The following is a 21510-nucleotide window of genomic DNA, read 5'->3' as shown; positions in this document are numbered from 1 at the left end:
CCGCGAACGGAGGCGTGTGACCGGCACAGTCCCAGTTCTGCGGACTGCGTAAGCTATATGCGAACCGGTTCCAAACGTCACACAGCATGAATGAACGGCAGGCTGGAACGTTTCTGTTGACACTGCTTCTCGTGGCGTCGCTGGCGATCGCCGGACTCTCCGGCTCCGCGACGGCGGAGGAAATCGACGACGACGTCGTCGACGAGGTCAACGACGACGAGATCGCGACGGTCAACGAGATGGTCGAGGAAGTCAACGCGGGACTGGGCAACGTCTCGGCGGTCGAGGGCGTCGATCCGGTCGAGGCCGAGACGGACGCCGAGGCCGAGGCGGAAGCCGAACGGCTGTGGGACGAGGCCGATCGGCTCGAGGAAGCCGTCCTCACCCAGGTCGTCGCCGAGATCAACTACCGCTCACAGGAGAAGATCGGTCGGGACATCGCCGACGACTCCGTCTCGACGCCCGAAGAGGCGCGGACGGAGGCCCAGAACATCGAGGACACGTACGTTCACATCGATGAGGACGCCCAGACGGCGGCCGACTCGCTCTGGCAGAACGCCGATCGGGTCGAGGCGATCCGGGAGAACCTGACCGCGGCGGCGACCGAACTCGCCGATCCGCCCACGGGGGTCGTCGAAGGCACCGTGACGAACGACGACGGTGAACCGGTCGACGGCGCGGAGATTGCCGTCGAGGGGTCGGTGGAGTCGACGACGACCGGAGCCGACGGCACGTACGAACTCGAGTTGCGCGAGGGGTCGTACACGCTGACGGTCGAGGCCGACGACCACGAGGGGATCGAGTCGACGATCGAGGTCGCCGAGAACGAGACGGTCGACGGTGACGTGACGATGGCGGCGACGGAAAGCGACGACGACGGCGACGACGAGGCGGACGCCGACGAACCCGACGAGGGCGAGGACGACGGATTGCCGGGCTTCGGCGCGGCTACGGCCCTCGTCGCGCTGCTGGCTGCCGTCGCGATCGCACGCCGATAGGCCGTCCCACGCAGGGGCGGCCGATCGCACCGGGCGTACCAGTATCCAAATCGCGACCAGCACACTGAAGCCGCGGGCCGTCGCAGGGACGTCCGTGCTGGCGACTGGACGGACCGAGGGGGTGGAACGATGAACGAGTCGTCCGAGCGAACCGTCAAGGCGCTCGCGATCGGGTTGCCGATCGGGGCGCTGATCGGTGTGGCGTTCGTGCTCGCGTTCGAAGACCTGTTTCTCGGGGCGTCGTCCGCCCTGACCTTCGGCGTCGTGATCGCGGCGCTGCTCGCCGATCGCTGGAGCGAGGAGTAGTCCTCGTACGGACACCTGTCCGTCAGCTCGGGTGCGACCGCAGGATGATCGCGGTTGCGCCGGTAACTCGGTACAACAATCCGTATCAGTCGTCCGCGGCGGCGGGTTCGGCCTCGCCGCTCGAACTCGCCCGTTCGAGGTCCTCTAGGTACTCGTCGGCGTCGAGTGCGGCCTTGCTCCCCATGCCCGCGGCGGTCACCGCCTGCTGGTAGTGGTAGTCGACGACGTCGCCAGCCCCGAAGATGCCGGGCACGTCGGTCTCGGTCTGGCCGCCCCCGTCGCCGCCCTGCGTGTGGAGGTAGCCCTCAGCGTCCGTCTCGACGCCGGTCCCCTCGAGATAGTCCGTGTTCGGCGTGTGGCCGATCGCGTAGAAGACGGCACCGACGTCGAACTCGAACTCGTTCGTCTCGGGATCGTCGAGGCGATCGGTCGGGTGGCCCTGTTCGTTCTCGACGAGGGTGACGTGGTCGACGCCCGCCTCTTGAGAGCCGTGGATCTCGATCAGTTCCGTATTCTTCATGATCTCGATCTCGCCGTCTTCGACTTTCTCCTGGACGCGATCGACCCAGTAGTCCTCGGCGCGGAACTCCTCGCGGCGGTGGGCGATGTAGACGGTGTCGGCGAACTTGGTGAGGAAGGTCGCCTCTTCCATGGCGGCGTCGCCGCCGCCGACGACGAGCATGTCCTCGTCGCGGAAGAACGCGCCGTCACAGGTCGCACACGTCGAGAGGCCGTAGCCCATGAGTTCGTCCTCGCCGGGGACGCCGAGCGTCCGTGCGCTCGCGCCCGAGGCGGCGATGACGGCGTCGGCGGTGTAGACGTCGCCGTTGGTCAACTCGACGCGGAACGGCCGGCACGTGTCGTCGACCGACTCGACGATGCCGTTCTCGAGTTCGGCGCCGAACTGCCTGGCCTGCTCTTTCATGTTGTTCACGAGGTCGGGACCGCTGATTCCCTCGGGAAAGCCCGGGTAGTTCGCGACGTCGGTCGTGAGGGTGAGCTGGCCGCCGGGTTCGTCGCCTTCGATGACCAGCGGTTCGTTGTTCGCCCGGCCCGCGTATATCGCGGCGGTGAGGCCGGCGATGCCCGTGCCGGCGATGATCAGTTTGCGGTGTTCGATCGCGTCGTCGTCCCCGTCCGTAATGCCCAGTTTCTCGTCGAGTTCGCCGCGTTCCTCGAGTTCGCAGGTGTCGTCCCAGCCGCCGATCAGTTCGTCGTCGATGAACACTTCGGGGGCGGTCTTTCGCCCATCAGCCCGTTCGACCATCTCCTCGAAGCGTTCGTCGTCGCCGGTGACGTTGTACTCCTCGTACTCTACGCCCTTGCTGTCGAAGAGGTTCTTCGCCTTGTCACAATAGGGACAGTTGTCCTTGGTATAGATCTCTACGCGGGGCTGGTCGCTCATGCCCATGCATTGGGAAACTGGGCCTAAACCGCTTGCGTTCTCAGCAACGACTCCCGATTGCTACGACGGGGCGGGATCCCCGTCCGGAGCCGTCGTCCCCTCGACGTACTCGACGACGATCGTGACGGGGTGGCCGGTTCGATCCTCGAGCGCCAGTTCGAGGTCCATCGGGAGCGACGGGTACGGTGCGTCCGCGGGCCGTCGAACGACGACTGTGACCTCGGTCTCGTCGCTCACCGCCCCGCCGTCGTGGAACTCCGTCCGGAGTTCGACGAGTGCGAGGTCGCTGTACTCGTCCCCGTCGACGACGGTTCGGACCTCGTCGTTGGCGGCGTTCTCGAAGGCGACGTGCTGTCCGAGGACGAGTCCACCGCCGAGGAGAACGACGGCCCCGACGAGGAGAACGATCGCGAGCGTCCCGACCCGCTGGGGCGAGAGGTTCGCCCGAAGGTTGCCGCCGGTCCACCCCTTCGGTCGGTAGCCGAGATACCAGAAGACGGCGAGCCCCGACAGGAGGATCGACGTCGCGTTGACCGCGAGCAGGACGAACGCCCCCATCGCCACGCCGGCGTCGCCCCACGCCAGTCCGATCCCGACTGCGGCCGCGGCGGGGATCAGCGCGACCGCGATCATCACGCCGACCAGCGACACGGGAATCGCCGTCGCGAGTCCGAACGCACCCGCGGCACCGGCGGCAACGCCGACGAGCAGCGAGAGCACCCCCGGCGAGATCCGCTGTTGAACCTGGGTGATGGCCGTGATGTCGATCGTCACGGGGACGATACCGCCCGAGCGGATCAGCCACGAGAACGCGAAGGCCCCGCAGACGGCGACGACGAGGCCGACGACCAGCGAGGTGAGGCCGTCGAGGAACATCCGCCGATCGTTCAGGACGAGACCGACGGTCCCGGTCAGTGCGGCGCTGACCTGCGGGGCGATCACCATCGACCCCACGACGACCGCGGGCGAGTCGAGCAACAGGCCGGCGGTCGCGACGAACGCGCTCAGAAGCGTCATCGCGTAGTAGGTGGCTCGACCGGGCGTCATGTTCATCGCGCGCGAGCGGATCTCCTCGGGCGCGATGCTGTCGTCCGCTTCCGTCCCGTTGACGTACCGCTCTTCGAGCGTCTCGATCCCCGGCGTTCGAGCGGTCTCGATCGAGGAGACGATCACGAAGTCGTCGTCGATGCCGGCCTCGCGAAGCGACGTCAGGACGTGTTCGACCGCCTGCGTCGGGACCGGGAACGTGACGAGTTCGGCGTCGACGTCGTCGCTGTGCTCGTTCGTCCGGACGTAGTCGATGTCTTCGCGCTCCAGTGCCCGGAGTGCATCGTCCCGTCTGGCGTCCGGAACGAGTACCTGGATCAATCGCATTCACGATCGATTCGACGACACGGGTGAAACCTATCCGGCGACTAAACCCGATCCAGCGATTACGGGTGACGATTCCCCAGGTCTCGACGACGCACTTACGGGCCCGACCGACGAGTATCGACCATGGCCGCGGACATAGAGGAGAAGACGGATCGCTACGGCCGACTGCTCGCGGAGGCGCTCGAGGAGGCGTCGATCGCCCCGCCCGAGGGGACGCCGATGGCGGCGGCGGCCGCCGACTGTCGGGAGATGGCCGAGTCGTACCTGTCCGACGGAACGCACTTCCGGGAGAACGGCGATCTCGTCAACGCGCTGGCGTCGTTCTCCTACGGCCACGCCTGGCTCGACGCCGGCGCACGCGTCGGCCTGTTCGACGTGCCGACGGAGGGCCACCTGTTCACGGTGGACGACTCGACCTGACTCGCCGGCCCACAATCCTACACGATTAATACCAATATAACCAAAACATATATACCAGTTGTGGCGATTAGCTTATAAAGTAGGCGAAACCTTTATATGGTTTACGGCCTTACGATATGTTAGCTGAGGCGACCGGGTTTCTTCTGGTTATCCCACCCGGGAGCCCCGAGTAACCCACCCGATACACAATGACAGATACGACCATCAGAACCTATACGGACGAACGGGACGAGGAGGAAACCGAAGAGACCACGACGCGATCGGACGAGCGCGAACAGTGTCCGGAGTGTGGCGGTCGACTGATCTCGGACTCGGAGCACGCCGAGACGGTCTGTGAGGACTGTGGCCTCGTCGTCGAGGAGGACGAGATCGATCGCGGACCGGAGTGGCGCGCGTTCGACGCCGCGGAGAAAGACGAGAAGAGTCGCGTGGGGGCCCCCACGACGAACATGATGCACGACCAGGGGCTCTCGACGAACATCGGCTGGCAGGACAAGGACGCCTACGGCCGCGCGCTCTCGAGCCGCCAGCGCCAGAAGATGCAGCGGCTCCGAACCTGGAACGAGCGGTTCCGCACGCGCGACTCGAAGGAGCGCAACCTCAAGCAGGCGCTCGGTGAGATCGACCGGATGGCCTCGGCCCTGGGTCTCCCCGAGAACGTCCGCGAGACCGCCAGCGTCATCTACCGCCGCGCGCTCGAGGAGGACCTCCTCCCGGGCCGATCGATCGAGGGCGTCGCGACGGCCTCGCTGTACGCCGCCGCTCGCCAGGCCGGCACGCCGCGAAGCCTCGACGAGATTTCGGCGGTGAGCCGGGTCGACAAGATGGAACTGACCCGCACGTACCGGTACATCATCCGCGAACTCGGCCTCGAGGTCAAGCCGGCCGATCCGGAACACTACGTGCCCCGGTTCGTCAGCGACCTCGATCTCTCGGACGAGACCGAGCGGATGGCCCGCGAACTGCTCGAGTCGGCCCGACAGAAGGGCGTCCACAGCGGCAAGTCGCCGGTCGGCCTCGCCGCGGCGGCAGTCTACGCCGCGGCCCTCCTGACGAACGAGAAGGTCACCCAGAACGACGTCAGCGAAGTCGCGAGCATCTCCGAAGTGACCATCCGCAACCGGTACAAGGAACTGCTCGAGGCGTCGGATACCGCCGCTCCGGCCTAACCGGGTCGCCCGGTGCAGGCGGTCGACTGTCAGCCGATCGGGGGACTCCCATCACGTGCGACTGCGCGACAAAGTTTTTGCCGCCTCGTGTGCACGTAATTACCATGGACGAAACGACTATTCAACTCTTGTGTCCAGAATGCACGAAGGACTGGCAGGCCTCTCCGGACGACCTCCCCACTCCCGCGGACATGTTTCACTGTCCGAACTGTCACGCTTCGCGTCGGACGTCCGAGTTCATGCGGACGGACCGCGATCTCCAGACGCTGAAACAGCTGGGCTAGCTCCGCAGTCGACGACTCTCTCGTTTCGCTGTCGTTCCCACGGTAGCGACGGTTTAACTCTCCGACCGTCCAGTGTCAGAAACTGCAGAGTAATCCACCCTTACCTGAGTAATACTGGACTATCGCCGCGATGTGGTGGTCGATCGGTCCGGGTAGGGAGTGCTTTCTCTCGCTCTCGAATAGTGACACACCAGTAAACGAACACCGGGTGCGTGTTAACGCGACTCAAGATAATAATATAACCCTGCAGTGGGTAGGATTGGATGGTTATGAAGAAGCAGGAGCTCATTCACCTTCACGGCCTTCTCGCGGAGGTATCGAACCAGTGCGCAGAGTGGAACGACTGTCAGATCGACCTCGAAGAGTACGAGTCGCGCGGTATTCGACCGACATCGATCCACAAATCGAAAACCGACCACAAAGCTGCTGTTTTTGCGCTCGCGGGGGGAATCACGACGAACATGCGAGAGGGGGAACAGGAAGCCGTCGCCGCCACCGCAGACTGAGTCTACCGTCGTATCCTCCGACCCGACACCGATCGTCGAGACCTGTCTCTCTCGGTCGAACTCGATCCCGTCGCCGATCGACTCTCTCCCTGCTGACTCTCGATTCTGTTTCTGCCGGCTCTCGATTCCGCGTTCCACTCCGACTTGCTCCTGCCAGCGACCGGCTCTCGACCTGCCACCGATTACCGACCCGTCGCCCGTCGACGGGCGTGCTCCAGCGACGGCACCAGCGGCGTCATCGAGCACGGCGGTGTCACTGGAGCGATTGCCAGCGACACGAATCGAATACTGATCGCGAGTACGACATTGCAGGCCCGCACGAACGGGGTTTCGAGGGAGGTCGTTTCGACGGAACCGGGCGATTACTCGACGAGGTCCTCGAACTCGGGCAGGATTTCGTCGTCCTCGTCGGTCGACGCCGTCTCGTCGTTCTCGGAGTCGGTGTCAGTGGTGTCGGACGAGTCGGCGTCGGCTGATGACGACGTCTCCTCGGTCTCTCCGTCTTCGCCGTCCTCGTCCTCCAGGACGTCGACGCGGGTCACCTCGAGCGGGATGTTTTCGAGTCGCTGACCGATCTCCTTGCGTGCGATGCGCGAGGCGTGTTCCTCGCGCTCGACGTTGAAGACGGTCATCTCGAGTTCGAGGGCGACGAGCGCCTCGTCGGCGGCGATGAACGCGGGCGGGAGTTCCTCCCCCGATGGGGAGGTCCGCTCGCCCATGTTGATCTCGACGTAGTTCAGGTCAGGGTTCAGCATCTCGCCCGTCTTCGAGATGGCGATCCGAATCGCCTCGTCCTCCGTCTCAACGTCGAATACCGGCACGGCAGCTTCGACGACAACCCTGCAGTCCATACCAGGATATTGTATCGCATCCGGTATGAAGGTTCGCCTCGTGTGACCGAGGATCAGGCGGCAACGACGATACGGCCCGCTGTACGTCAGTTCCGGCGCAACCGCGACCCGGCTGCGCTTGCGCCGGTACACCGGTACAGCAATCCGCAGAGCCAGCGGGTCGAAACGGGGGCGTCCGCGTCCACCAGGCCGGGTGCCGCTTCGAAAGGCCCAAGCCGTCCCTCGCCAACTCTCCGGCGAATGCAATCGGGTGCGATCCCTGTCGCCGACCTCGCTGGTGGGCTCGACCTGTACCGAACCCTCGAGAGCGGGCAGAGCTACCTCTGGCGTCGATCGGACGGCGAGATGTACACCGGAGAGCCGGCACCCGGAGCGTGGTACTACACCGTCGTCGATGGGGCCGTCGCGAGTCGAGCCAGCGGTGGCTCGCACGTCGAACCGGATTCCGGCGCCGTCATCCGCGCCCGACTGCGAGACGGCAGGCTGGAGTGGCAGTCGTCGATCGACGCCGAACCGCTCCTGGGCCGGCTCCTCCGGCTGGACGACGACCTGGATGCGATCGCCGCGGCGGCGCCCGACGATCCGCTCGTCCGGGAGGCCTACGACGCCCACCAGGGCATGCGACTGGTCGAGGATCCTCCCTTCGGGACGCTGATCTCCTTTATCTGTTCGGCCCAGATGCGCGTGAGCCGCATTCACTCGATGGTCTCGACGCTGGCCCGCGAGTACGGCGACCCGATCGAGTTCGACGGCGAAACGTACCACGCCTTTCCGACGCCGGACCAGCTCGCGACCGCGACCGAGGCGGAGCTCCGGGACCTCGGACTCGGCTATCGCGCCCCCTACGTCGTGCGGACGGCCGAGATGGTCGCCGACGGCGAGGCCCACCCCGCCGAGGCCAGGACGCTCGAGTACGAGGCCGCCAGGGAGTACCTGACGCAGTTCGTTGGCGTCGGCGACAAGGTGGCCGACTGCGTCCTGCTGTTCTCGCTCGGCTTCGACGAGGCCGTGCCACTCGACACGTGGATCAGGTCGGCGATCGAGGAGTACTACCCCGGCTGCGATCGGGGCTCGTACGCGGCGACGTCGCGAGCGATACGCGATCGGCTGGGCGGCGAGTACGCGGGCTACGCCCAGACGTACGTCTTTCATCACCTCCGGACCGGCGAGTGAGTGAGCCTCGCGGGCCGGTGAGACGACGACCCCGCGTCGATACCATCGGCTGTTCTCTCACCACGCTTGCGATCGGTCGGCATCGCCTGCCCGGTTCACGCTACTCGTCGTAGTCCTCGCGGCCGGTCACCGCCCAGTAGGCCTGTGACGCGATCGTCACCGCGAACACGACCGCGAGGACGGCGGCGACGCCGATCGCGACCGATTCGCCGAGCAGGTAGTACGCGAGTCCGCCCGCGACGAGCAGGAACGCGATCGACCCGACCAGCAACTCGACCAGTTCCCGGAGCGTCGCACGCCGGCCAGAGACGTCGAGGAACTCCTCCTCGAGGCGATCGATGATCCCCATCAGGAAAACTCCTCCAGCGTTCGCTGATCGCGTTTCAGCGGTCGTGCGCGATAGCCGTACTCCGTCGCCAGGTGGTCCGCGAACGCCTCGTCGAAGCCGTGGTGCGTGTAGACGACCTCGGGGTCGATCTCGCGAACCGTCGCGACGAGTTCGTCGAAGTCGCAGTGGTCGGTCAGCGGGAAGGTGACGTCGTAGTTGCCGCGATACAGGAAGGAGTCGTCGACCGCCCAGCCCGAAAAGCCGGCCTTCAGCCCGTTCTCGCGATCGACCGCCCGCTCGACCCACTCCGATCGGGCCTGGTTCGACGGCAGGATCACGATCTCGTCGGCGAGTCCCCGCAGGGAGTCGTACGGTCGGCCGGCGAACGCGAGGTCGGTCGCCGACTCGATCGCGCGCGTGACGTCGTGGATCGCGTCCGAGACGAGGATCTCGCGGTCGGTCGCGTTCCCCGCGATCCACTGGAGTTTCTGGGCGCGTCCCAGCGAGTACCCGAAGAGGAACAGCGGCCGACCGTCGGTGTCCTGGAGCCAGTCCGCGATCGCCCCCTCGAGTTCCGACTGGGCGGGAAACCGGTACGCGGGGCTGCCGTAGGTGGTCTCGATCACGAGCACGTCGGCGTCGACGGCCGCGGGATCGAACCCCTCGAGGTAGCACCGATCCCGCGTCGAGACGTCGCCGGTGTAGCAGTAGCGACGGCCGTCCGCGTCCGAAAGCAGGGCCGCACGGGAGCCGACGACGTGGCCCGCTGGGACGAGATCGATCCCCGGCGCGTCCTCGACGAAGTCGAACTCGGTGCCGGTCCGGGCCGTCGCGATCGCCGCCGTCTCGGCCGAACAGACGACGGTGTCTGGTGTCGATCGGAACGTGTGATCGGCGTGGGCGTGGCTGACGACGTTGATCTCGCCGACGGCGCTTCGCGCATCCGCGACGACGCTCGCCTCGCCGCCGCCCGCGAACTCGAAGTGGATGCCGTCCCGGTGGCGTACGGTCACTGCAGGGGGTAGGGGCTGGAACACCGTCGGGTTGTCGTTTCCTTCGTCCTTCGGACCGTGGCATTCGGCATCGACGCCGTGCTAACCGCTTGCCGTACCGGGCAATCGTTTGTGAGAATTATTCCCATTACTATACAAACACACAACGGGGTTGTCTGCGAGAGTACTGCCCGATTAGGCATCTACGGGAGGAGAGGGATTCGAATAACCCAATAGCTATGTACTGTTCGCACCATACTATTGCCCGATGGAACGTCACCTGCAGCCCCGTCGCCCGTCACGTCCCTTCTCGCCCGGGTTCGATCGTCCCGACAGCGCCGTAGCCGTTCCGGCAACTGTCCGCTGCCTCGTCCGACGGTACACGCAATGACACTGTACGATCGCGTCGCGGACCTGCCGCTGACGGTCGCGACCGAGGAGCGGACCAGCCGTCGGCGGGAGATCTCGGACGGATCCACCCGCGTCACGTCGACCTTCGTCCTGCTTTCGGGGGACGAGTTCGGCGCCGGCGAGGACGTCACCCGCGAGGCCGTCGACCACGAGGCGTTGCCCGAGCCGCCGGTGTTCGACTTCGCGGGCGAGTACACGTTCGACGAGTTCTCCCGATCGCTGGACGACGTGGACCTCTTCCCGACGAAGGAACCCGAGCGCGAGGTGTCGCGGAACTACCGGCGCTGGGCGATCGAGAGCGCCGCGCTCGACCTGGCGCTCAAACAGAACGACGAGACGCTCGCGTCGCTGCTCGATCGCGACCGATCACCGGTCCGGTTCGTCGCCAGCGCCGGACTGGCGGACGGCGATCCCGCGCGCATCGAGGAGACGCTCGCGGCCAACCCCGACTGCGAGTTCAAACTCGATCCGTCCGCTGAGTGGACCGCGGGGACGTTCGCGACGCTCGCCGCGACCGACGCGGTCCGGGTGCTCGACCTCAAGGGGCAGTACGAGGGTGCGGAGCCGGACCAGCCGCCGGATCCCGCGCTCTACCGGCGAGTCTTCGACTCGTTTCCCGACGCCGTCGTGGAGGACCCGGCGGTCACCGACGACGTCCGGGACCTTCTCGCGGCGAACGCGGATCGTCTCTCGTGGGACGCACCGATCCACGGCGTCGTCGACCTTCGCGAGCGCCCGTTCGAACCGGCCTGGTGTACCGTCAAACCGTCGCGGTTCGGAACCGTCCGATCGCTGTTCGAGACGATCGAGTACTGCGAGGACCGCGAGATCGGCATGTACGGCGGCGGCCAGTTCGAACTCTGCGTCGGCCGCGGCCACATCCAGTTGCTCGCGTCGCTGTTTTACCCCGACGGCCCGAACGACGTCGCGCCGCGATCGTACAACGAACCGGACGTCAGAACGGAACTGCGCGGGAGTCCGCTCGAACCGCCCGAAGACCCGGTCGGAATGGAGTGGAAACAACTCGAGTGACACGGGGCGACCGCTGTTCGGTCGGTACACGCCGATCGCGATCGACGACCATGCTTTTTGCCGATCGCGGTCGATGGCCCGCACATGACCGATCGAACCCGCGCTCACGTCTTCGTCTCGGGGACGGTACAGGGCGTCTACTACCGGGCGACGACGCGCGACACGGCCCGCGAGCACGGCGTCGACGGCTGGGTGAAGAACCTGGACGACGGTCGCGTCGAGGCCGTCTTCGAGGGGCCCGAGGACGCCGTCGAGTCGATGATCGAGTTCTGCCACGATGGTAGTCCCGCGGCCGAGGTCGACGACGTGACGGTCGAGTACGAGGAACCGCAGGGAGAGGACGGGTTCGAAATCCGGTACTGATCGGCGCGCTCACGTCCGGCACGATCTCGCTGCCGAAAACAGGGGCCTCCCGCGCCGCCGAGAAACCCGATCGCCCGCGTCAGTATGTGAACAGATCGACGCCGCCAGTGACGCCGACGACCTGGCCCGTGACGAAACTCGCCTGTTCGCTGGCGAGGTAGGCGACGAGGTTCGCGACGTCCTCCTCCCGACCGAGGTGGCCCGCCGGCGTCGCGCGGGCGATGTCCGCCCAGTGTGGGTTGACGTTCTCGATCTCCTCGGGGTCCATATCGGCGAGCTGGCCGACGACGATCGAGGGCGCGATGACGTTCGACGTGACGCCCTCGGGGGCTCCCTCGAGCGCGAGCGTCTTGCCGAAGCCGACGAGTCCCGACTTCGTCGTCGAATAGGACAGTTGGCCGAAGCCGCCGTGGGTCCCGGCGACGGAGGACATCGAGATCACGCGCCCCCAGCCGCGATCGCACATCGCCGGGAAGACCCGTTCGGTGATGTTGTACGTTCCAGTGAGGTTGATCTCGAGGTCGCGATCCCAGAGGTCGGTATCGAGGTCGCCAGTCCGGCCGACGGCGTCGACCATCCCCGCGTTGTTGACGAGGACGTCGACCCCGCCGGTCTCCTCGCGGACGCGATCGACGGCCGCGGCGACCTCGTCGCGATCGGTCAGGTCGCATGCGACGGCCATGGCGTCCCCGCCGTCGGCCTCGATCTCGTCGGCGACGTCCTGCGCGCCGTCCCCGTCGACGTCGAGGACGACCACTTTGGCTCCCTCCGCCGCGAGTACGTGACAGTCAGCGCTCCCGATTCGTCCCGCGCCCCCGGTCACGAGGGCGGTTCTCCCGTCGAGTCCGAACTCCATACCCGATGACGTTCGTGGTGGTGTGTGTTAACAGTTAGTGAACCGGTTTCGGTAGCCGGTCGCGTTTCCGAGCCCCGTCCGACCGGTGGATTGATGCGCGATCCGGGGGTTCACCGTGGTATGGTGACACAGGACCAGGTGTCCGGCGTCAGCTTCGGCGTCGACGAGGAGACGCGACTCGTACTCGACAGCCTCGACGAGTTCGTCGCCCGGGAGGTCGACCCGATCGAGTCGGAACTGGGCGAGACGTGGTCGAACCCCCGGCTCCGCCACCGGCCGGACGGGCGCTACGTCGAGGAGGTGGTCGACGCGATCGATCGGATCCGTAGACGGAGCGCCGACGCGGGGTTCTACGCGATGAACCTCCCCGAGGAGGTCGGCGGCGAGGGCGTCTCGACCGTGACGTGGTACCGCGCCAAGCGCCACGTCGCCAGCCACGGCACGGGACTCACCGAGTTCGTCCTCGCCGGCCCGGAGGGGCCGAAACCCCTGCTCGCGGACGCCGAGGGGGATCAGGTCGATCGCTACCTGGAACCGGCGATCGCCGGCGAGAAGTCGACCGCGTTCGCGCTGACCGAACCCGGCGTGGGGTCTGACGCGCCGGATATGGACACGTCGGCCGAACGCGATGGCGACGAGTGGGTCCTGAACGGGCGCAAGCAGTGGATCACCAACGCCCCCTACGCGGACTTCGTGCAGGTGTTCGCCCGGACGATGCCCCAGTCCGAGGCGGGCCGGTACGGCGGCATCACCTGCTTCCTCGTCGAGGCCGACGAGTACGAGTTGGGCGCGATCAACAACGCGGTTGGGATGGAGGGGATGCAGGCCGAACTCGTCTTCGACGACGTGCGCCTCCCCGCCGATCGCGTCCTCGGCGAGGTCGACGCCGCCTTCTACACCGCCATGGAGTTCCTCTCGCTGGGTCGGCTGGAACTGGCAGCCGAGGCAGTCGGCTTCGCCGAACACCTGCTCGATCGCGGGGTCGAGTACGCCAACCAGCGCGAGGCGTTCGGCCGCTCGATCGGCTCCTTCCAGGGCATCTCGCACAAACTCGCCCGCGGCCGGGCGCGATCGTACGCGGCCGACGCGGCGGGCCTGCGCGCCGCGTGGGACCTCGAGCGAACCGGATCCGCGATCGAAGCGGCGTCGATCGCCAAGTGGTTCGCGACGAACGTCTGCTGGGACGTCGCCGACGACGTCGTCCAGGTCCACGGCAGCAGCGGCCTCGCGGAGGAGAACCCCTACGTCGACCACCTGCTCATGGCCCGGATCCTCCGGATCGTCGAGGGCACCGACGAGATCCAGTTGAACACGATCGCCGATCAACTCGGCGTGAACTGATACTCGCGATCGGATAGGGCAGGTCAGTCTTGAATTGCTTACGAACACCACGAAAGCCCCTGACCCGATCGACCTCCCGAGGCTCGCTGCGCGCCTCACTTCGTTCGGTGCTTACTTCGCCTGGGAAGGATCGATCGGGTCAGCCCCTTTCATTCCCACCCGCGGTGGCCTGTCCGACCAGCCGTCACGGGGGGGAATGAAAGGGGCTGGCGGCTCCGGGAAGACGGACGACGCAAGCACTACAGCGAACGAAGTGAGCGAAGCGCACAGCGAGTCCATCGACCGGAGCCGCCAGGGGCTTTCGTGGTGTTTGCGGGTCCTGCGAACTACTCGCGATCGGTGCTGAAAACGTCGTCTCGGAACGCGATAGATGGCCCCTCAGATGCGTTCGACGATCGTCGCGATCCCTTGCCCGAAGCCGATACACATCGTCGAGAGGCCGACGTCCCCGCCGGTCCGCTCCAGTTCGTGGACGAGTTTCGTGAGTAGGGCTGAACCGGTCGCGCCGAGCGGGTGGCCGTGGGCGATCGCACCGCCGTTGACGTTCGTCCGCTCCCAGAGGTCCTCCCGCGGTGCGTCCATCTCGTCGAGCCACGCCGCGACGACCGAGGCGAACGCCTCGTTGACCTCGAATAGGTCGACGTCGTCGATCGTGACGTCGGTCTTCTCGAGGACGCCGTCGGTCGCGGGGATGGGGCCGGTGAGCATCGTGACCGGGTCGACGCCGACCACCTCGGTCTGGACGATCCGGGCCATCGGCTCCCAGCCGTGTTCCTCTGCCGCCTCGCGACTGGTGACGAGGACCGCGCTCGCGCCGTCGACGATCCCCGAGGAGTTGCCGGCGTGGATCACGCCGTCGCCCTCCTGACGGAACGCGAGCGGCAGACTTCCGAGATCCTCGACCGTCGATTCCGGCCGCGGGTGTTCGTCCGTGTCGACGACGCGCGTCTCGCCCTCCGCCCCGACGCGGACGGGGGCGATCTGGGACTCGTACCGGCCGTCGTCCCAGGCCGCCTTCCAGCGCCGCTGGGAGTCGACCGCGAGGTCGTCGAGTTCGCGCCGATCGAACCCCCACTGCTCGGCGATCCGTTCCGCGCTCTCGCCCTGCTGGACGAGTTCGTCGTAGTGCTCGAAGTAGGTCTCCGTCACGCCGCCGAGGTCGCTCCCCATCGGGACGCGGGTCATGTGTTCGACGCCGCCGGCGACGATCGCGTCGTGTGCCCCCGTCGCGATCGCGCCCGCGGCGAAGTTGATCGCCTGCTGGCCGGAGCCACACATCCGGTTCAACTGAACGCCCGGCACGTCGTCGCCCCAGCCGGCGACCAGCGGGGCGAGCCGCCCGACGTTACCGCCCTGTTCGTCGATCGGGCTCACGCAGCCGTAGATGACGTCCTCGATCGTCCGCTGCGGGTCGAATCCCAGTCGCTCCTCGAGCGCGAGCAACGGCTCCGCGGCGAGGTCCTGCGGGTGTACCCCGGCGAAGGCCCCGTCGCGCGCCCCGAACGGTGTTCGAACTGCGTCGACGATGACAGCGTCTCGCATGTGTGGCTAGTGAGCACGCATCGCAAAGTACACTTCGGACGCGGACACGCAAGCGAGCCGCGCTCAGGTCGTCTTCACGTCCGGGTCAAATCTCGATCGATAGTCCTCGAGCCACGGTGGTTCCTCGATGTAGTTCCACTCGGCCCATTCGGCCTTTTCGCCGGCGTAGTAGGCCCGGTAGGCCGCGACTGGATCGCCGGGTCGCTTGTACTCGTCGGGCATGGCCTGCGGCCGCGGCGTCGGTTCGTCGGTCGGGAACGTGATCTCGTCGGACTCGATCCGCTCGATTACGTGCCAACTCGCGTGGTCGCCGTCCTTGTCGTAGCGCTCGACGAACTCCGCGTTGAGCGCCTCGGCGTGCTCGCGCAGACGCAGCCAGTTGGCCCGCGATTCGGCTGCCCAGCGGGTGACCGGGTGGCCGACGTGGGTCGAGCCGTAGAGAAACTCGGCGTCGTACCCGTTCTCGCGGGCCGCCGTACAGAGCACCTGTGCGGCCTCGAGCAGCATCTTGTTGACGTGCTGATCGCAGTGATAGTGAGCGGCGAGGCGAGAATCGTCGTCGAGCCAGAAGACGTTCACGTCAGCCATAGCCGGGCGCAGGGCATGAGCGTGTCGTCCGCAATCTTGAACGGTTGGCCGGTCGAACGACTCGGTATGATCACAGGCAGGCGAATGGCCGCCGTCGACGAGAACGCCGCGGCGCTGGGCGTGCCGCGCAAGCAGCTTATGGAGTCGAGCGGGAACGCAGTCGCCCGCACGGTCCGGGACGTCACCGAGCCGGGATCGAGCGTGGCGATCGTTGCCGGGCGCGGGAACAACGGCGGGGACGCGTTCGTCGCCGCTCGCTTTCTGGACGAATACGACGTCACCATCCTCCTGCTCGGTCACGCCACGAACATCGGCACCGAGATCGCCCGGGAGAACTGGGACGCCCTCGAGCAGGCAGACTATGAGACGCGAGAGATCAAAGACTCGAGCCAGTTCGACCTCCCCGACGCGGACGTGGTCGTCGACGCGATGCTCGGGACGGGAATCAGCGGCGATCTCCGGGAACCCGTCGCGACCGCGGCCGAGGCGATCGACGGTGCCGACGCGACGGTCGTCGCCGTCGACGTTCCCTCCGGATTCGACGCCGACGGTGGCGACCACGCCGAGAATCGGGTCGAGGCCGACCGCGTGGTCACCTTCCACGACACGAAGCCCGGACTCGAGGACCTCGCGGCCGAGGTGACCGTCGCGGACATCGGCATCCCCGCCGCGGCCGAACGGTTCGTCGGCCCCGGGGATATCTCGCTCGCGCGGCCGGACGACCGCGAAGGACGACCGTACGTCATCGGCGGCGGTCCCTACACGGGTGCACCAGCACTCGCCGCCCAGGCCGCGCTTCGTGCCGGTGCGGAACTGTCCTTCGTCGCGGCACCCAAGACGGTCGCCGCCGAGATCCAGGGCTACGCCGAGGACCTCATCGTTCAGCCCTACGAGGAGGAGATCCTCACTTCCGATCGGGCCGAGGACCTCCTCGAAACGGCAAAGCAGTACGACAACCCCGTCGTGCTGGGGCCGGGACTGGGGACCGCCGACGAGACCCTCGAGGCCGCGCGGGAGTTCCTCGAGTCGTACGACGGCCGGGTGGTCGTCGACGCCGACGCACTCGCGGTCGTCCCCGAGGTCGAGACCGACGCGACGCTGGTCTGTACGCCCAACCGGGCCGAACTCGCGCGGATGGGCGGGCCGGACGCGTCCGACCTCCGCGAGGTCGCCGACGAGATCGAATCCTTCGCGTCCGACCTCGGCCACGTCGTCCTCGCGAAGGGGGCCGACGACGTGATCACGGACGGCGAGCGAACGCGGATCAGCCGCTCCGGAACGATCGGGATGAAAGTCGGCGGCACCGGCGACACGCTGGCGGGAATCGTGGCGGCGCTCCTCGAACACGCCGATCCGATGGACGCCGCCGCCGCGGCCGCCCACGTCAACGGACTCGCCGGCGAACGCCTCGCCGAGCGCGACGGACACGGCTTTCTCGCGTCGGACATGCTCGCGGAGATCCCCGCGGTCCTGTGGGGTGAGGACGATGAGTGACGATCGCCCCGAGTCGACGTCTGACGCGGCCGAGAACCGCGAATCCCCGGCCGACGACCTCACCCACACCACCGCGGAGGGCGACGTCCAGATGGTCGACGTCGGCGACAAACCCGACAGCGAGCGCCGGGCCGTCGCCGCCGGCGAGATCCGCCTCCGGCCGTCGACGATCGACGCGATCCGCGAGGACGAGATCGGCAAGGGCGACGTGCTCGCGACCGCCCGCGTCGGGGCGATCCAGGCGGTCAAACACACCTGGGAGACGATCCCGATGTGCCACCAGATCCCGATCACGAACGTCGACACCGCGTTCGATCTGGGCGACGATCGGGTCGAACTCGAGGTGGCCGTCGAGACGACCGGAAAGACGGGCTGCGAGATGGAGGCCCTCGAGGGCGTCACGACGGGGCTGAACGTCGTCTGGGACATGGTCAAGGCCGTCGAGAAAGACGCAGACGGCCAGTACCCCGAGACGGCGATCGAGAACGTGCGGGTCCGCGAGAAGGAGAAACGTCGCGAGTCCGATGGTGACGCCTGACGCAGATTATCTACGCCCGGGTGAATCGCCCGGTCGGGCGGGATCGTGACCCCTAGAGGTCCATCCCGCCGTTGACGTCGATCACTTCGCCGGTGACGTACGAGGAGTCCTCGCTCGCGAGGAACTGGACGACCGCCGCGATGTCCTCGACCTCGGCGAGTCGCTCGAGCGGAATCCCGGCGATGATCCGATCGAGGACCTTGTCCGGGACGGATTCGAGCATGTCGGTGCGCGTAAAGCCGGGGGCGACGCAGTTCGCCGTCGATCCGCCTTTCGCGAGTTCGAGCGCGATCGTCCGGGTGAAGCCGAACATACCGCTCTTGGCGGCCGCGTAGTTCGCCTGGCCGAAGTTGCCCTGCTTGCCGACGACGCTCGAGATGTTGATCAGGCGGCCCTCGTGAGCGTTCCAGATGTCGTCGTAGAACACCTGGGTACAGTTGAACATCCCGCCGAGATTGACGTCCATCACCCGGTCCCACTCCTCGCGAGTCATGTCCGTGAACTGTTCGTCGGCGGTGATCCCCGCGTTGTTCACCAGCACGTCTGCGGGCCCGAACGCCTCGTGGCAGACCTCGTGCATGTGCTCGACCTCGTCGCGTTCGGAGACGTCGGCCTGGGCCGCGACCGCCTGACCGCCCGCCGCCTCGATCGCGTCGACGGCTTCGTGGGCAGGCCCCTCAGACGATCGGTAGTTGACGACCACGTTCGCACCCCTTTCGCCGAGGTATTCCGCGATGCCCCGTCCGATACCGCGTGCCGAACCCGTGATGACACAGGTGCGTCCCTCCATAGACATACACGGACTGTTCCACCTCCGATACTAAATAACGACCTGTGAGATACCAGAACATACAGCAAAACGAACGTGTTTTCGATCGGACCTACCGGACGCCAGGCGCCGGTCCCAGGCCGGCTACCGGTTCGCCGCCTGCTCGATCCAGTCTTCGAGCCGGCTCGGCGAGATCCCGGTCTCGGTCGCGAGGTCGGCGACGTCGGCGGCCGCGAGGTCGTCGAACGTCTCGATGCCGGCCTCGGAGAGATCCGCCGCGTAGGCCTCGCCGACGCCGGTGAGGTCGGTGAGATCGTCCGCGGACTCCTCGACGACCTCGTCGTCAGTAACGCCCTCGGCGATGTCCTCGTCGACGGTCATCTCGCCCGGTTCCGCGGGCGCTTCCTGGACGTCGTCTTCGGCGCGTTCGGCGATCTCTTCGTCGGAACGCGTTTCACCGGGGAGGTCGTCGGACCGGCGGTCGACGGTCGCGCCGCCGTCGGTCAGGTCCTCGGCACCGCTCTCGTCGCCCGCGACGTCCTCGGCGAGCGCGGCGTCCGGTTCGTCGGGCGTCGGCGTCTCGGGTTCGGCTGCTTCGGCTTCCTCCTCGCCGACCGATCGCGCCTCGAACCAGTCACAGACGTCGGGCCAGAGTTCGGCGTGGCTCCGCGAGGAGACCGACATCCCGATGTGCCCCGTCGCGAACTCCATGATATCGGTGTCGTCGGAGGGAATCTTCTCGTTGAACGGCTTGGAGGCCCCCGGCGGGATCAGGTGGTCGTACTCCGCGACGATCTGGAGGACGGGCATGTCGATGTTGGTGATGTCGACGTGCTCGCCGTTCAGATGGAGTTCGTTCTCGTACAGCTTGTTGTCCTGGTAGATGTCCTCGATGAACTCCTCGTAGGCGCCGCCGGCGACGTCGATGCCCTCGTCGAGCCACCGTTCCATCCGGGCGAAGTTCTCGACGAAGTCTTCGTCCTCCACGTTGTCGTAGAAGCGGACGTACTTCGTCAGGTTGTTCGCCACGGGGTCCATCAGCGCGAACCCGACGTCGAGGAACTCCGAGGGCACGTTGTCGAACGTTTCGGTGACCCGTTCGGGGTCGTAGTAGTCCTCCGCTCCCCAGAGTTCGAGGACGCCGCCGTCGCCGGCGAAGCAGAGCCCGGCGGCCATCAGGGCGAGGTTCTCGACCTTTTCGGCGTGGAGCGCCGTGTACATGGCCGTCATCGTGCCGCCCATGCAGTAGCCGAGGATGTTGATCGCGTCGAGCCCGGAGCGATCGCGCACGACGTCGACGCAGTTGTCGATGTACCGGTTGACGTAGTCGTCGAGCGTGAGCGATCGATCGAGCTTCGAGGGCTCGCCCCAGTCGATCATGTAGACGTCGAAGCCGGCCTCGAGCAGCGTCTGGACCACCGATCGATCCGGCTGGAGGTCGAGGATGTACGGCTTGTTGATCAGCGCGTAGACGACGAGGATCGGGATGTCGTGTTGCTCCTCGGTCATCGGCTCGTAGTGGAGGAGCCGAAGCTTGTTCTCCTCGTAGACGACCTCGCTCGGGGTCTGGCCGACCTCGACGTTCTCGAGCGTCTCGGTGCGATCGGGTGCGACCCGGCCCTTGTCGGCCAGATCGGCCGCGTTTTCCCAGGCCTGGCGTTGCATGTCCAGGACGGTTGTGTACGGGTTGATCATTGCTCGTCGAGGTGTTCGAGGACGCGGTCGAGTTTTTGCTCGACGGCGTGCTGGCGACGCTCGAGTTCGACGAGGCGGTCGCCGATCTCCACGACGTCGCCTTCGGTCGCGAAGCCGAGGCTGTGCAGCGTCTCCTCGGCGGCTTCGTCGGCCTGTTGCTGGAGTTCGAGGACGTCGCCGACCGTTTCACCGGTCATCTTGGCGAACGCCGTCGTCGACATGACCTCCTTGAACGCCTCGTTGGCCGTGTTGAGCCAGACGTCGCGGAACTCCTCCATCTCGACGTCTTCGCCCTCGAGCGCGTCGTTCATCCGCTCGACCATCTGCTGGGAGGCGTTCATCCACGTCTCGTAGGCGCGGGCGTAGCCCTCGACGCCGTCGGAGATCTCGTTCTCTTCGCTGACCTCCCCGACGGCTTCCGACCAGCTCTCGACGAACTGGGCCTGGGCCTCCATGTTGTCCTCGAGCGATTCGATGAACTGTTCGTTCCACTGTTCGACGAGTTCGTTCCAGTTCTGCGCCTGGGGCTGCTGTGAGTCTGCCATTGGCTAAAATTGGGGAGCTAGTGTGAAAAGGCTGAGGTCGCTCTACGCGGAAACGTCGAACTCTTCGGCCGCGTCTTCGACGTTTTCGGCGACGGCCGTCACGTTCTGCTCGACCTGCTCGTGGGCCTCGAGGAAGGCGTCGAACGAGGAGTCGACGACCTCGGAGTAGTTGCCGGCGAACTCGTCGTAGGCGGCTTCGGACTCCTCCATCGCGTCGAGGACGGCCTCGAGCGACTGCGACTGGGCCTCGGTGGCGGCGTCGAAGCTCTCGTCGACGAGTTCGCGAGCCTCGTCGAAGTCGGCGGCCTCTTCGGGGAGCGAGGCTTCCATCGCGTCGAAGTACGCGTGGATCGCACCCTTCGTGAGTTCGGCGTTCGACTCGAACATCGCGCCCGAGGTCTGGACGGCGTCGGAGACGGCGCTGATCGAGGTCTTCTGGGCCTCGAGGGCGTCGTGGGTGAGGTTCTGGGACTGTTCGACTGCGGTGCGCTGTGCGTCGAAGACGGCGGTGAATGGGTTCTGGGTCATGG

At 66.5% G+C, this 21510-nt stretch carries 24 protein-coding genes; 12 read left to right on the top strand and 12 right to left on the bottom strand.

What is annotated here, in order from left to right:
• Positions 1-86 precede the first annotated feature (86 nt).
• Together MUN73_RS07310 and MUN73_RS07305 are read left to right on the top strand one after the other, a co-directional pair.
• Positions 87-998 (top strand): carboxypeptidase-like regulatory domain-containing protein, encoded by a 912-nt coding sequence (locus MUN73_RS07310; protein ID WP_250139799.1) that lies wholly within the window; start codon positions 87-89, stop codon positions 996-998.
• Between the two features lie 129 nt (positions 999-1127).
• Complete coding sequence (locus MUN73_RS07305; RefSeq protein WP_250139798.1) at positions 1128-1304, top strand: hypothetical protein; 177 nt, start codon at positions 1128-1130, stop codon at positions 1302-1304.
• Between the two features lie 85 nt (positions 1305-1389).
• Here the strand turns inward: MUN73_RS07305 and grxC are convergent, their stop codons facing one another.
• Entirely contained in the window at positions 1390-2709 is a 1320-nt protein-coding gene (gene grxC / locus MUN73_RS07300; RefSeq protein ID WP_250139797.1) for a glutaredoxin 3, read from the bottom strand.
• Positions 2710-2769: 60 nt separating this feature from the next.
• The gene (locus MUN73_RS07295) at positions 2770-4083 is read right to left on the bottom strand and encodes a TIGR00341 family protein (RefSeq protein WP_250139796.1); all 1314 of its coding nucleotides are present in this window, start codon (positions 4081-4083) and stop codon (positions 2770-2772) included.
• 123 nt (positions 4084-4206) lie between these two features.
• Here MUN73_RS07295 and MUN73_RS07290 point away from each other — a divergent pair, with 123 nt between their 5' ends.
• The 4 genes from MUN73_RS07290 (at position 4207) to MUN73_RS07275 (ending at position 6462) form a co-directional block, all read left to right on the top strand.
• Positions 4207-4503: a DUF357 domain-containing protein gene (locus MUN73_RS07290; RefSeq protein WP_250139795.1), complete on the top strand. Its 297-nt coding sequence runs from the start codon at positions 4207-4209 to the stop codon at positions 4501-4503.
• Between the two features lie 188 nt (positions 4504-4691).
• Positions 4692-5672, top strand: coding sequence for a transcription initiation factor IIB (locus MUN73_RS07285; RefSeq protein WP_250139794.1), 981 nt, complete (start codon positions 4692-4694; stop codon positions 5670-5672).
• A gap of 104 nt (positions 5673-5776) precedes the next feature.
• Positions 5777-5956, top strand: coding sequence for an IS66 family transposase (locus MUN73_RS07280; RefSeq protein ID WP_250139793.1), 180 nt, complete (start codon positions 5777-5779; stop codon positions 5954-5956).
• Positions 5957-6225: 269 nt separating this feature from the next.
• The gene (locus tag MUN73_RS07275) at positions 6226-6462 is read left to right on the top strand and encodes a UPF0058 family protein (protein ID WP_250139792.1); all 237 of its coding nucleotides are present in this window, start codon (positions 6226-6228) and stop codon (positions 6460-6462) included.
• A gap of 362 nt (positions 6463-6824) precedes the next feature.
• Here MUN73_RS07275 and MUN73_RS07270 read toward each other — a convergent pair whose 3' ends face one another.
• Positions 6825-7313 carry a DUF555 domain-containing protein gene (locus tag MUN73_RS07270; RefSeq protein WP_250139791.1) on the bottom strand — a complete coding sequence of 163 codons (489 nt, stop codon included), beginning with the start codon at positions 7311-7313 and terminating at the stop codon, positions 6825-6827.
• A 240-nt stretch (positions 7314-7553) separates the two neighbouring features.
• On the opposite strand from MUN73_RS07270, the gene MUN73_RS07265 reads away from it, so the two are divergent.
• Positions 7554-8486 (top strand): DNA-3-methyladenine glycosylase 2, encoded by a 933-nt coding sequence (locus MUN73_RS07265; RefSeq protein WP_250139790.1) that lies wholly within the window; start codon positions 7554-7556, stop codon positions 8484-8486.
• 100 nt (positions 8487-8586) lie between these two features.
• Here MUN73_RS07265 and MUN73_RS07260 read toward each other — a convergent pair whose 3' ends face one another.
• Both MUN73_RS07260 and MUN73_RS07255 read right to left on the bottom strand, forming a co-directional pair.
• Complete coding sequence (locus tag MUN73_RS07260; RefSeq protein ID WP_250139789.1) at positions 8587-8835, bottom strand: hypothetical protein; 249 nt, start codon at positions 8833-8835, stop codon at positions 8587-8589.
• Positions 8835-9827, bottom strand: a complete 993-nt coding sequence (locus tag MUN73_RS07255; RefSeq protein WP_250139788.1) for an MBL fold metallo-hydrolase — start codon at positions 9825-9827, stop codon at positions 8835-8837. The genes MUN73_RS07260 and MUN73_RS07255 overlap by 1 nt, the downstream gene beginning before the upstream one ends.
• A gap of 366 nt (positions 9828-10193) precedes the next feature.
• Here MUN73_RS07255 and MUN73_RS07250 point away from each other — a divergent pair, with 366 nt between their 5' ends.
• Both MUN73_RS07250 and MUN73_RS07245 read left to right on the top strand, forming a co-directional pair.
• Entirely contained in the window at positions 10194-11249 is a 1056-nt protein-coding gene (locus MUN73_RS07250) for an enolase-like domain-containing protein (RefSeq protein ID WP_250139787.1), read from the top strand.
• An 84-nt stretch (positions 11250-11333) separates the two neighbouring features.
• Complete coding sequence (locus MUN73_RS07245; protein WP_250139786.1) at positions 11334-11612, top strand: acylphosphatase; 279 nt, start codon at positions 11334-11336, stop codon at positions 11610-11612.
• Between the two features lie 79 nt (positions 11613-11691).
• On the opposite strand, the gene MUN73_RS07240 is transcribed toward MUN73_RS07245, so the two are convergent.
• Positions 11692-12468, bottom strand: a complete 777-nt coding sequence (locus MUN73_RS07240; protein WP_250139785.1) for an SDR family NAD(P)-dependent oxidoreductase — start codon at positions 12466-12468, stop codon at positions 11692-11694.
• Between the two features lie 120 nt (positions 12469-12588).
• On the opposite strand from MUN73_RS07240, the gene MUN73_RS07235 reads away from it, so the two are divergent.
• Positions 12589-13809: an acyl-CoA dehydrogenase family protein gene (locus MUN73_RS07235; protein WP_250139784.1), complete on the top strand. Its 1221-nt coding sequence runs from the start codon at positions 12589-12591 to the stop codon at positions 13807-13809.
• 378 nt (positions 13810-14187) lie between these two features.
• Here MUN73_RS07235 and MUN73_RS07230 read toward each other — a convergent pair whose 3' ends face one another.
• Positions 14188-15351: a thiolase family protein gene (locus tag MUN73_RS07230; protein ID WP_250139783.1), complete on the bottom strand. Its 1164-nt coding sequence runs from the start codon at positions 15349-15351 to the stop codon at positions 14188-14190.
• 63 nt (positions 15352-15414) lie between these two features.
• A complete protein-coding gene (locus MUN73_RS07225) occupies positions 15415-15930 on the bottom strand; it encodes a hypothetical protein (RefSeq protein ID WP_250140812.1) in 516 nt (171 codons plus the stop codon).
• 75 nt (positions 15931-16005) lie between these two features.
• Here MUN73_RS07225 and MUN73_RS07220 point away from each other — a divergent pair, with 75 nt between their 5' ends.
• Positions 16006-17433, top strand: coding sequence for an NAD(P)H-hydrate dehydratase (locus MUN73_RS07220; RefSeq protein WP_250139782.1), 1428 nt, complete (start codon positions 16006-16008; stop codon positions 17431-17433).
• A complete protein-coding gene (gene moaC / locus MUN73_RS07215) occupies positions 17426-17971 on the top strand; it encodes a cyclic pyranopterin monophosphate synthase MoaC (RefSeq protein WP_250139781.1) in 546 nt (181 codons plus the stop codon). The genes MUN73_RS07220 and moaC overlap by 8 nt, the downstream gene beginning before the upstream one ends.
• 52 nt (positions 17972-18023) lie before the next feature.
• Here the strand turns inward: moaC and MUN73_RS07210 are convergent, their stop codons facing one another.
• The 4 genes from MUN73_RS07210 to MUN73_RS07195 all read right to left on the bottom strand — a co-directional run bounded on the left by MUN73_RS07210 (position 18024) and on the right by MUN73_RS07195 (position 21508).
• On the bottom strand, positions 18024-18767 hold the full coding sequence (locus tag MUN73_RS07210) for a beta-ketoacyl-ACP reductase (RefSeq protein WP_250139780.1): 744 nt from the start codon (positions 18765-18767) through the stop codon (positions 18024-18026).
• A gap of 117 nt (positions 18768-18884) precedes the next feature.
• Positions 18885-20435: a class III poly(R)-hydroxyalkanoic acid synthase subunit PhaC gene (phaC, locus tag MUN73_RS07205; protein WP_250139779.1), complete on the bottom strand. Its 1551-nt coding sequence runs from the start codon at positions 20433-20435 to the stop codon at positions 18885-18887.
• Positions 20432-20980, bottom strand: a complete 549-nt coding sequence (locus MUN73_RS07200) for a poly(R)-hydroxyalkanoic acid synthase subunit PhaE (RefSeq protein WP_250139778.1) — start codon at positions 20978-20980, stop codon at positions 20432-20434. Before MUN73_RS07200 ends, phaC begins: the two co-directional genes overlap by 4 nt.
• A 42-nt stretch (positions 20981-21022) precedes the next feature.
• Complete coding sequence (locus tag MUN73_RS07195; RefSeq protein ID WP_250139777.1) at positions 21023-21508, bottom strand: hypothetical protein; 486 nt, start codon at positions 21506-21508, stop codon at positions 21023-21025.
• Between the last annotated feature and the right edge of the window lie 2 nt (positions 21509-21510).

The sequence above is a fragment of the Halosolutus amylolyticus genome (genome assembly GCF_023566055.1).
Taxonomy (GTDB): Archaea; Halobacteriota; Halobacteria; order Halobacteriales; family Natrialbaceae; genus Halosolutus; species Halosolutus amylolyticus.
This window is presented reverse-complemented; position numbering and strand designations above follow the sequence as displayed.

Coding starts and splice junctions, on each gene's coding strand:
- MUN73_RS07310 (WP_250139799.1), top strand. CDS start 87: ATGAATGAACGGCAGGCTGGAACGTTTCTGTTGACACTGCTTCTCGTG.
- MUN73_RS07305 (WP_250139798.1), top strand. CDS start 1,128: ATGAACGAGTCGTCCGAGCGAACCGTCAAGGCGCTCGCGATCGGGTTG.
- grxC (WP_250139797.1), bottom strand. CDS start 2,709: ATGAGCGACCAGCCCCGCGTAGAGATCTATACCAAGGACAACTGTCCC.
- MUN73_RS07295 (WP_250139796.1), bottom strand. CDS start 4,083: ATGCGATTGATCCAGGTACTCGTTCCGGACGCCAGACGGGACGATGCA.
- MUN73_RS07290 (WP_250139795.1), top strand. CDS start 4,207: ATGGCCGCGGACATAGAGGAGAAGACGGATCGCTACGGCCGACTGCTC.
- MUN73_RS07285 (WP_250139794.1), top strand. CDS start 4,692: ATGACAGATACGACCATCAGAACCTATACGGACGAACGGGACGAGGAG.
- MUN73_RS07280 (WP_250139793.1), top strand. CDS start 5,777: ATGGACGAAACGACTATTCAACTCTTGTGTCCAGAATGCACGAAGGAC.
- MUN73_RS07275 (WP_250139792.1), top strand. CDS start 6,226: ATGAAGAAGCAGGAGCTCATTCACCTTCACGGCCTTCTCGCGGAGGTA.
- MUN73_RS07270 (WP_250139791.1), bottom strand. CDS start 7,313: ATGGACTGCAGGGTTGTCGTCGAAGCTGCCGTGCCGGTATTCGACGTT.
- MUN73_RS07265 (WP_250139790.1), top strand. CDS start 7,554: ATGCAATCGGGTGCGATCCCTGTCGCCGACCTCGCTGGTGGGCTCGAC.
- MUN73_RS07260 (WP_250139789.1), bottom strand. CDS start 8,835: ATGGGGATCATCGATCGCCTCGAGGAGGAGTTCCTCGACGTCTCTGGC.
- MUN73_RS07250 (WP_250139787.1), top strand. CDS start 10,194: ATGACACTGTACGATCGCGTCGCGGACCTGCCGCTGACGGTCGCGACC.
- MUN73_RS07245 (WP_250139786.1), top strand. CDS start 11,334: ATGACCGATCGAACCCGCGCTCACGTCTTCGTCTCGGGGACGGTACAG.
- MUN73_RS07240 (WP_250139785.1), bottom strand. CDS start 12,468: ATGGAGTTCGGACTCGACGGGAGAACCGCCCTCGTGACCGGGGGCGCG.
- MUN73_RS07235 (WP_250139784.1), top strand. CDS start 12,589: ATGGTGACACAGGACCAGGTGTCCGGCGTCAGCTTCGGCGTCGACGAG.
- MUN73_RS07230 (WP_250139783.1), bottom strand. CDS start 15,351: ATGCGAGACGCTGTCATCGTCGACGCAGTTCGAACACCGTTCGGGGCG.
- MUN73_RS07220 (WP_250139782.1), top strand. CDS start 16,006: ATGATCACAGGCAGGCGAATGGCCGCCGTCGACGAGAACGCCGCGGCG.
- moaC (WP_250139781.1), top strand. CDS start 17,426: ATGAGTGACGATCGCCCCGAGTCGACGTCTGACGCGGCCGAGAACCGC.
- MUN73_RS07210 (WP_250139780.1), bottom strand. CDS start 18,767: ATGTCTATGGAGGGACGCACCTGTGTCATCACGGGTTCGGCACGCGGT.
- phaC (WP_250139779.1), bottom strand. CDS start 20,435: ATGATCAACCCGTACACAACCGTCCTGGACATGCAACGCCAGGCCTGG.
- MUN73_RS07200 (WP_250139778.1), bottom strand. CDS start 20,980: ATGGCAGACTCACAGCAGCCCCAGGCGCAGAACTGGAACGAACTCGTC.
- MUN73_RS07195 (WP_250139777.1), bottom strand. CDS start 21,508: ATGACCCAGAACCCATTCACCGCCGTCTTCGACGCACAGCGCACCGCA.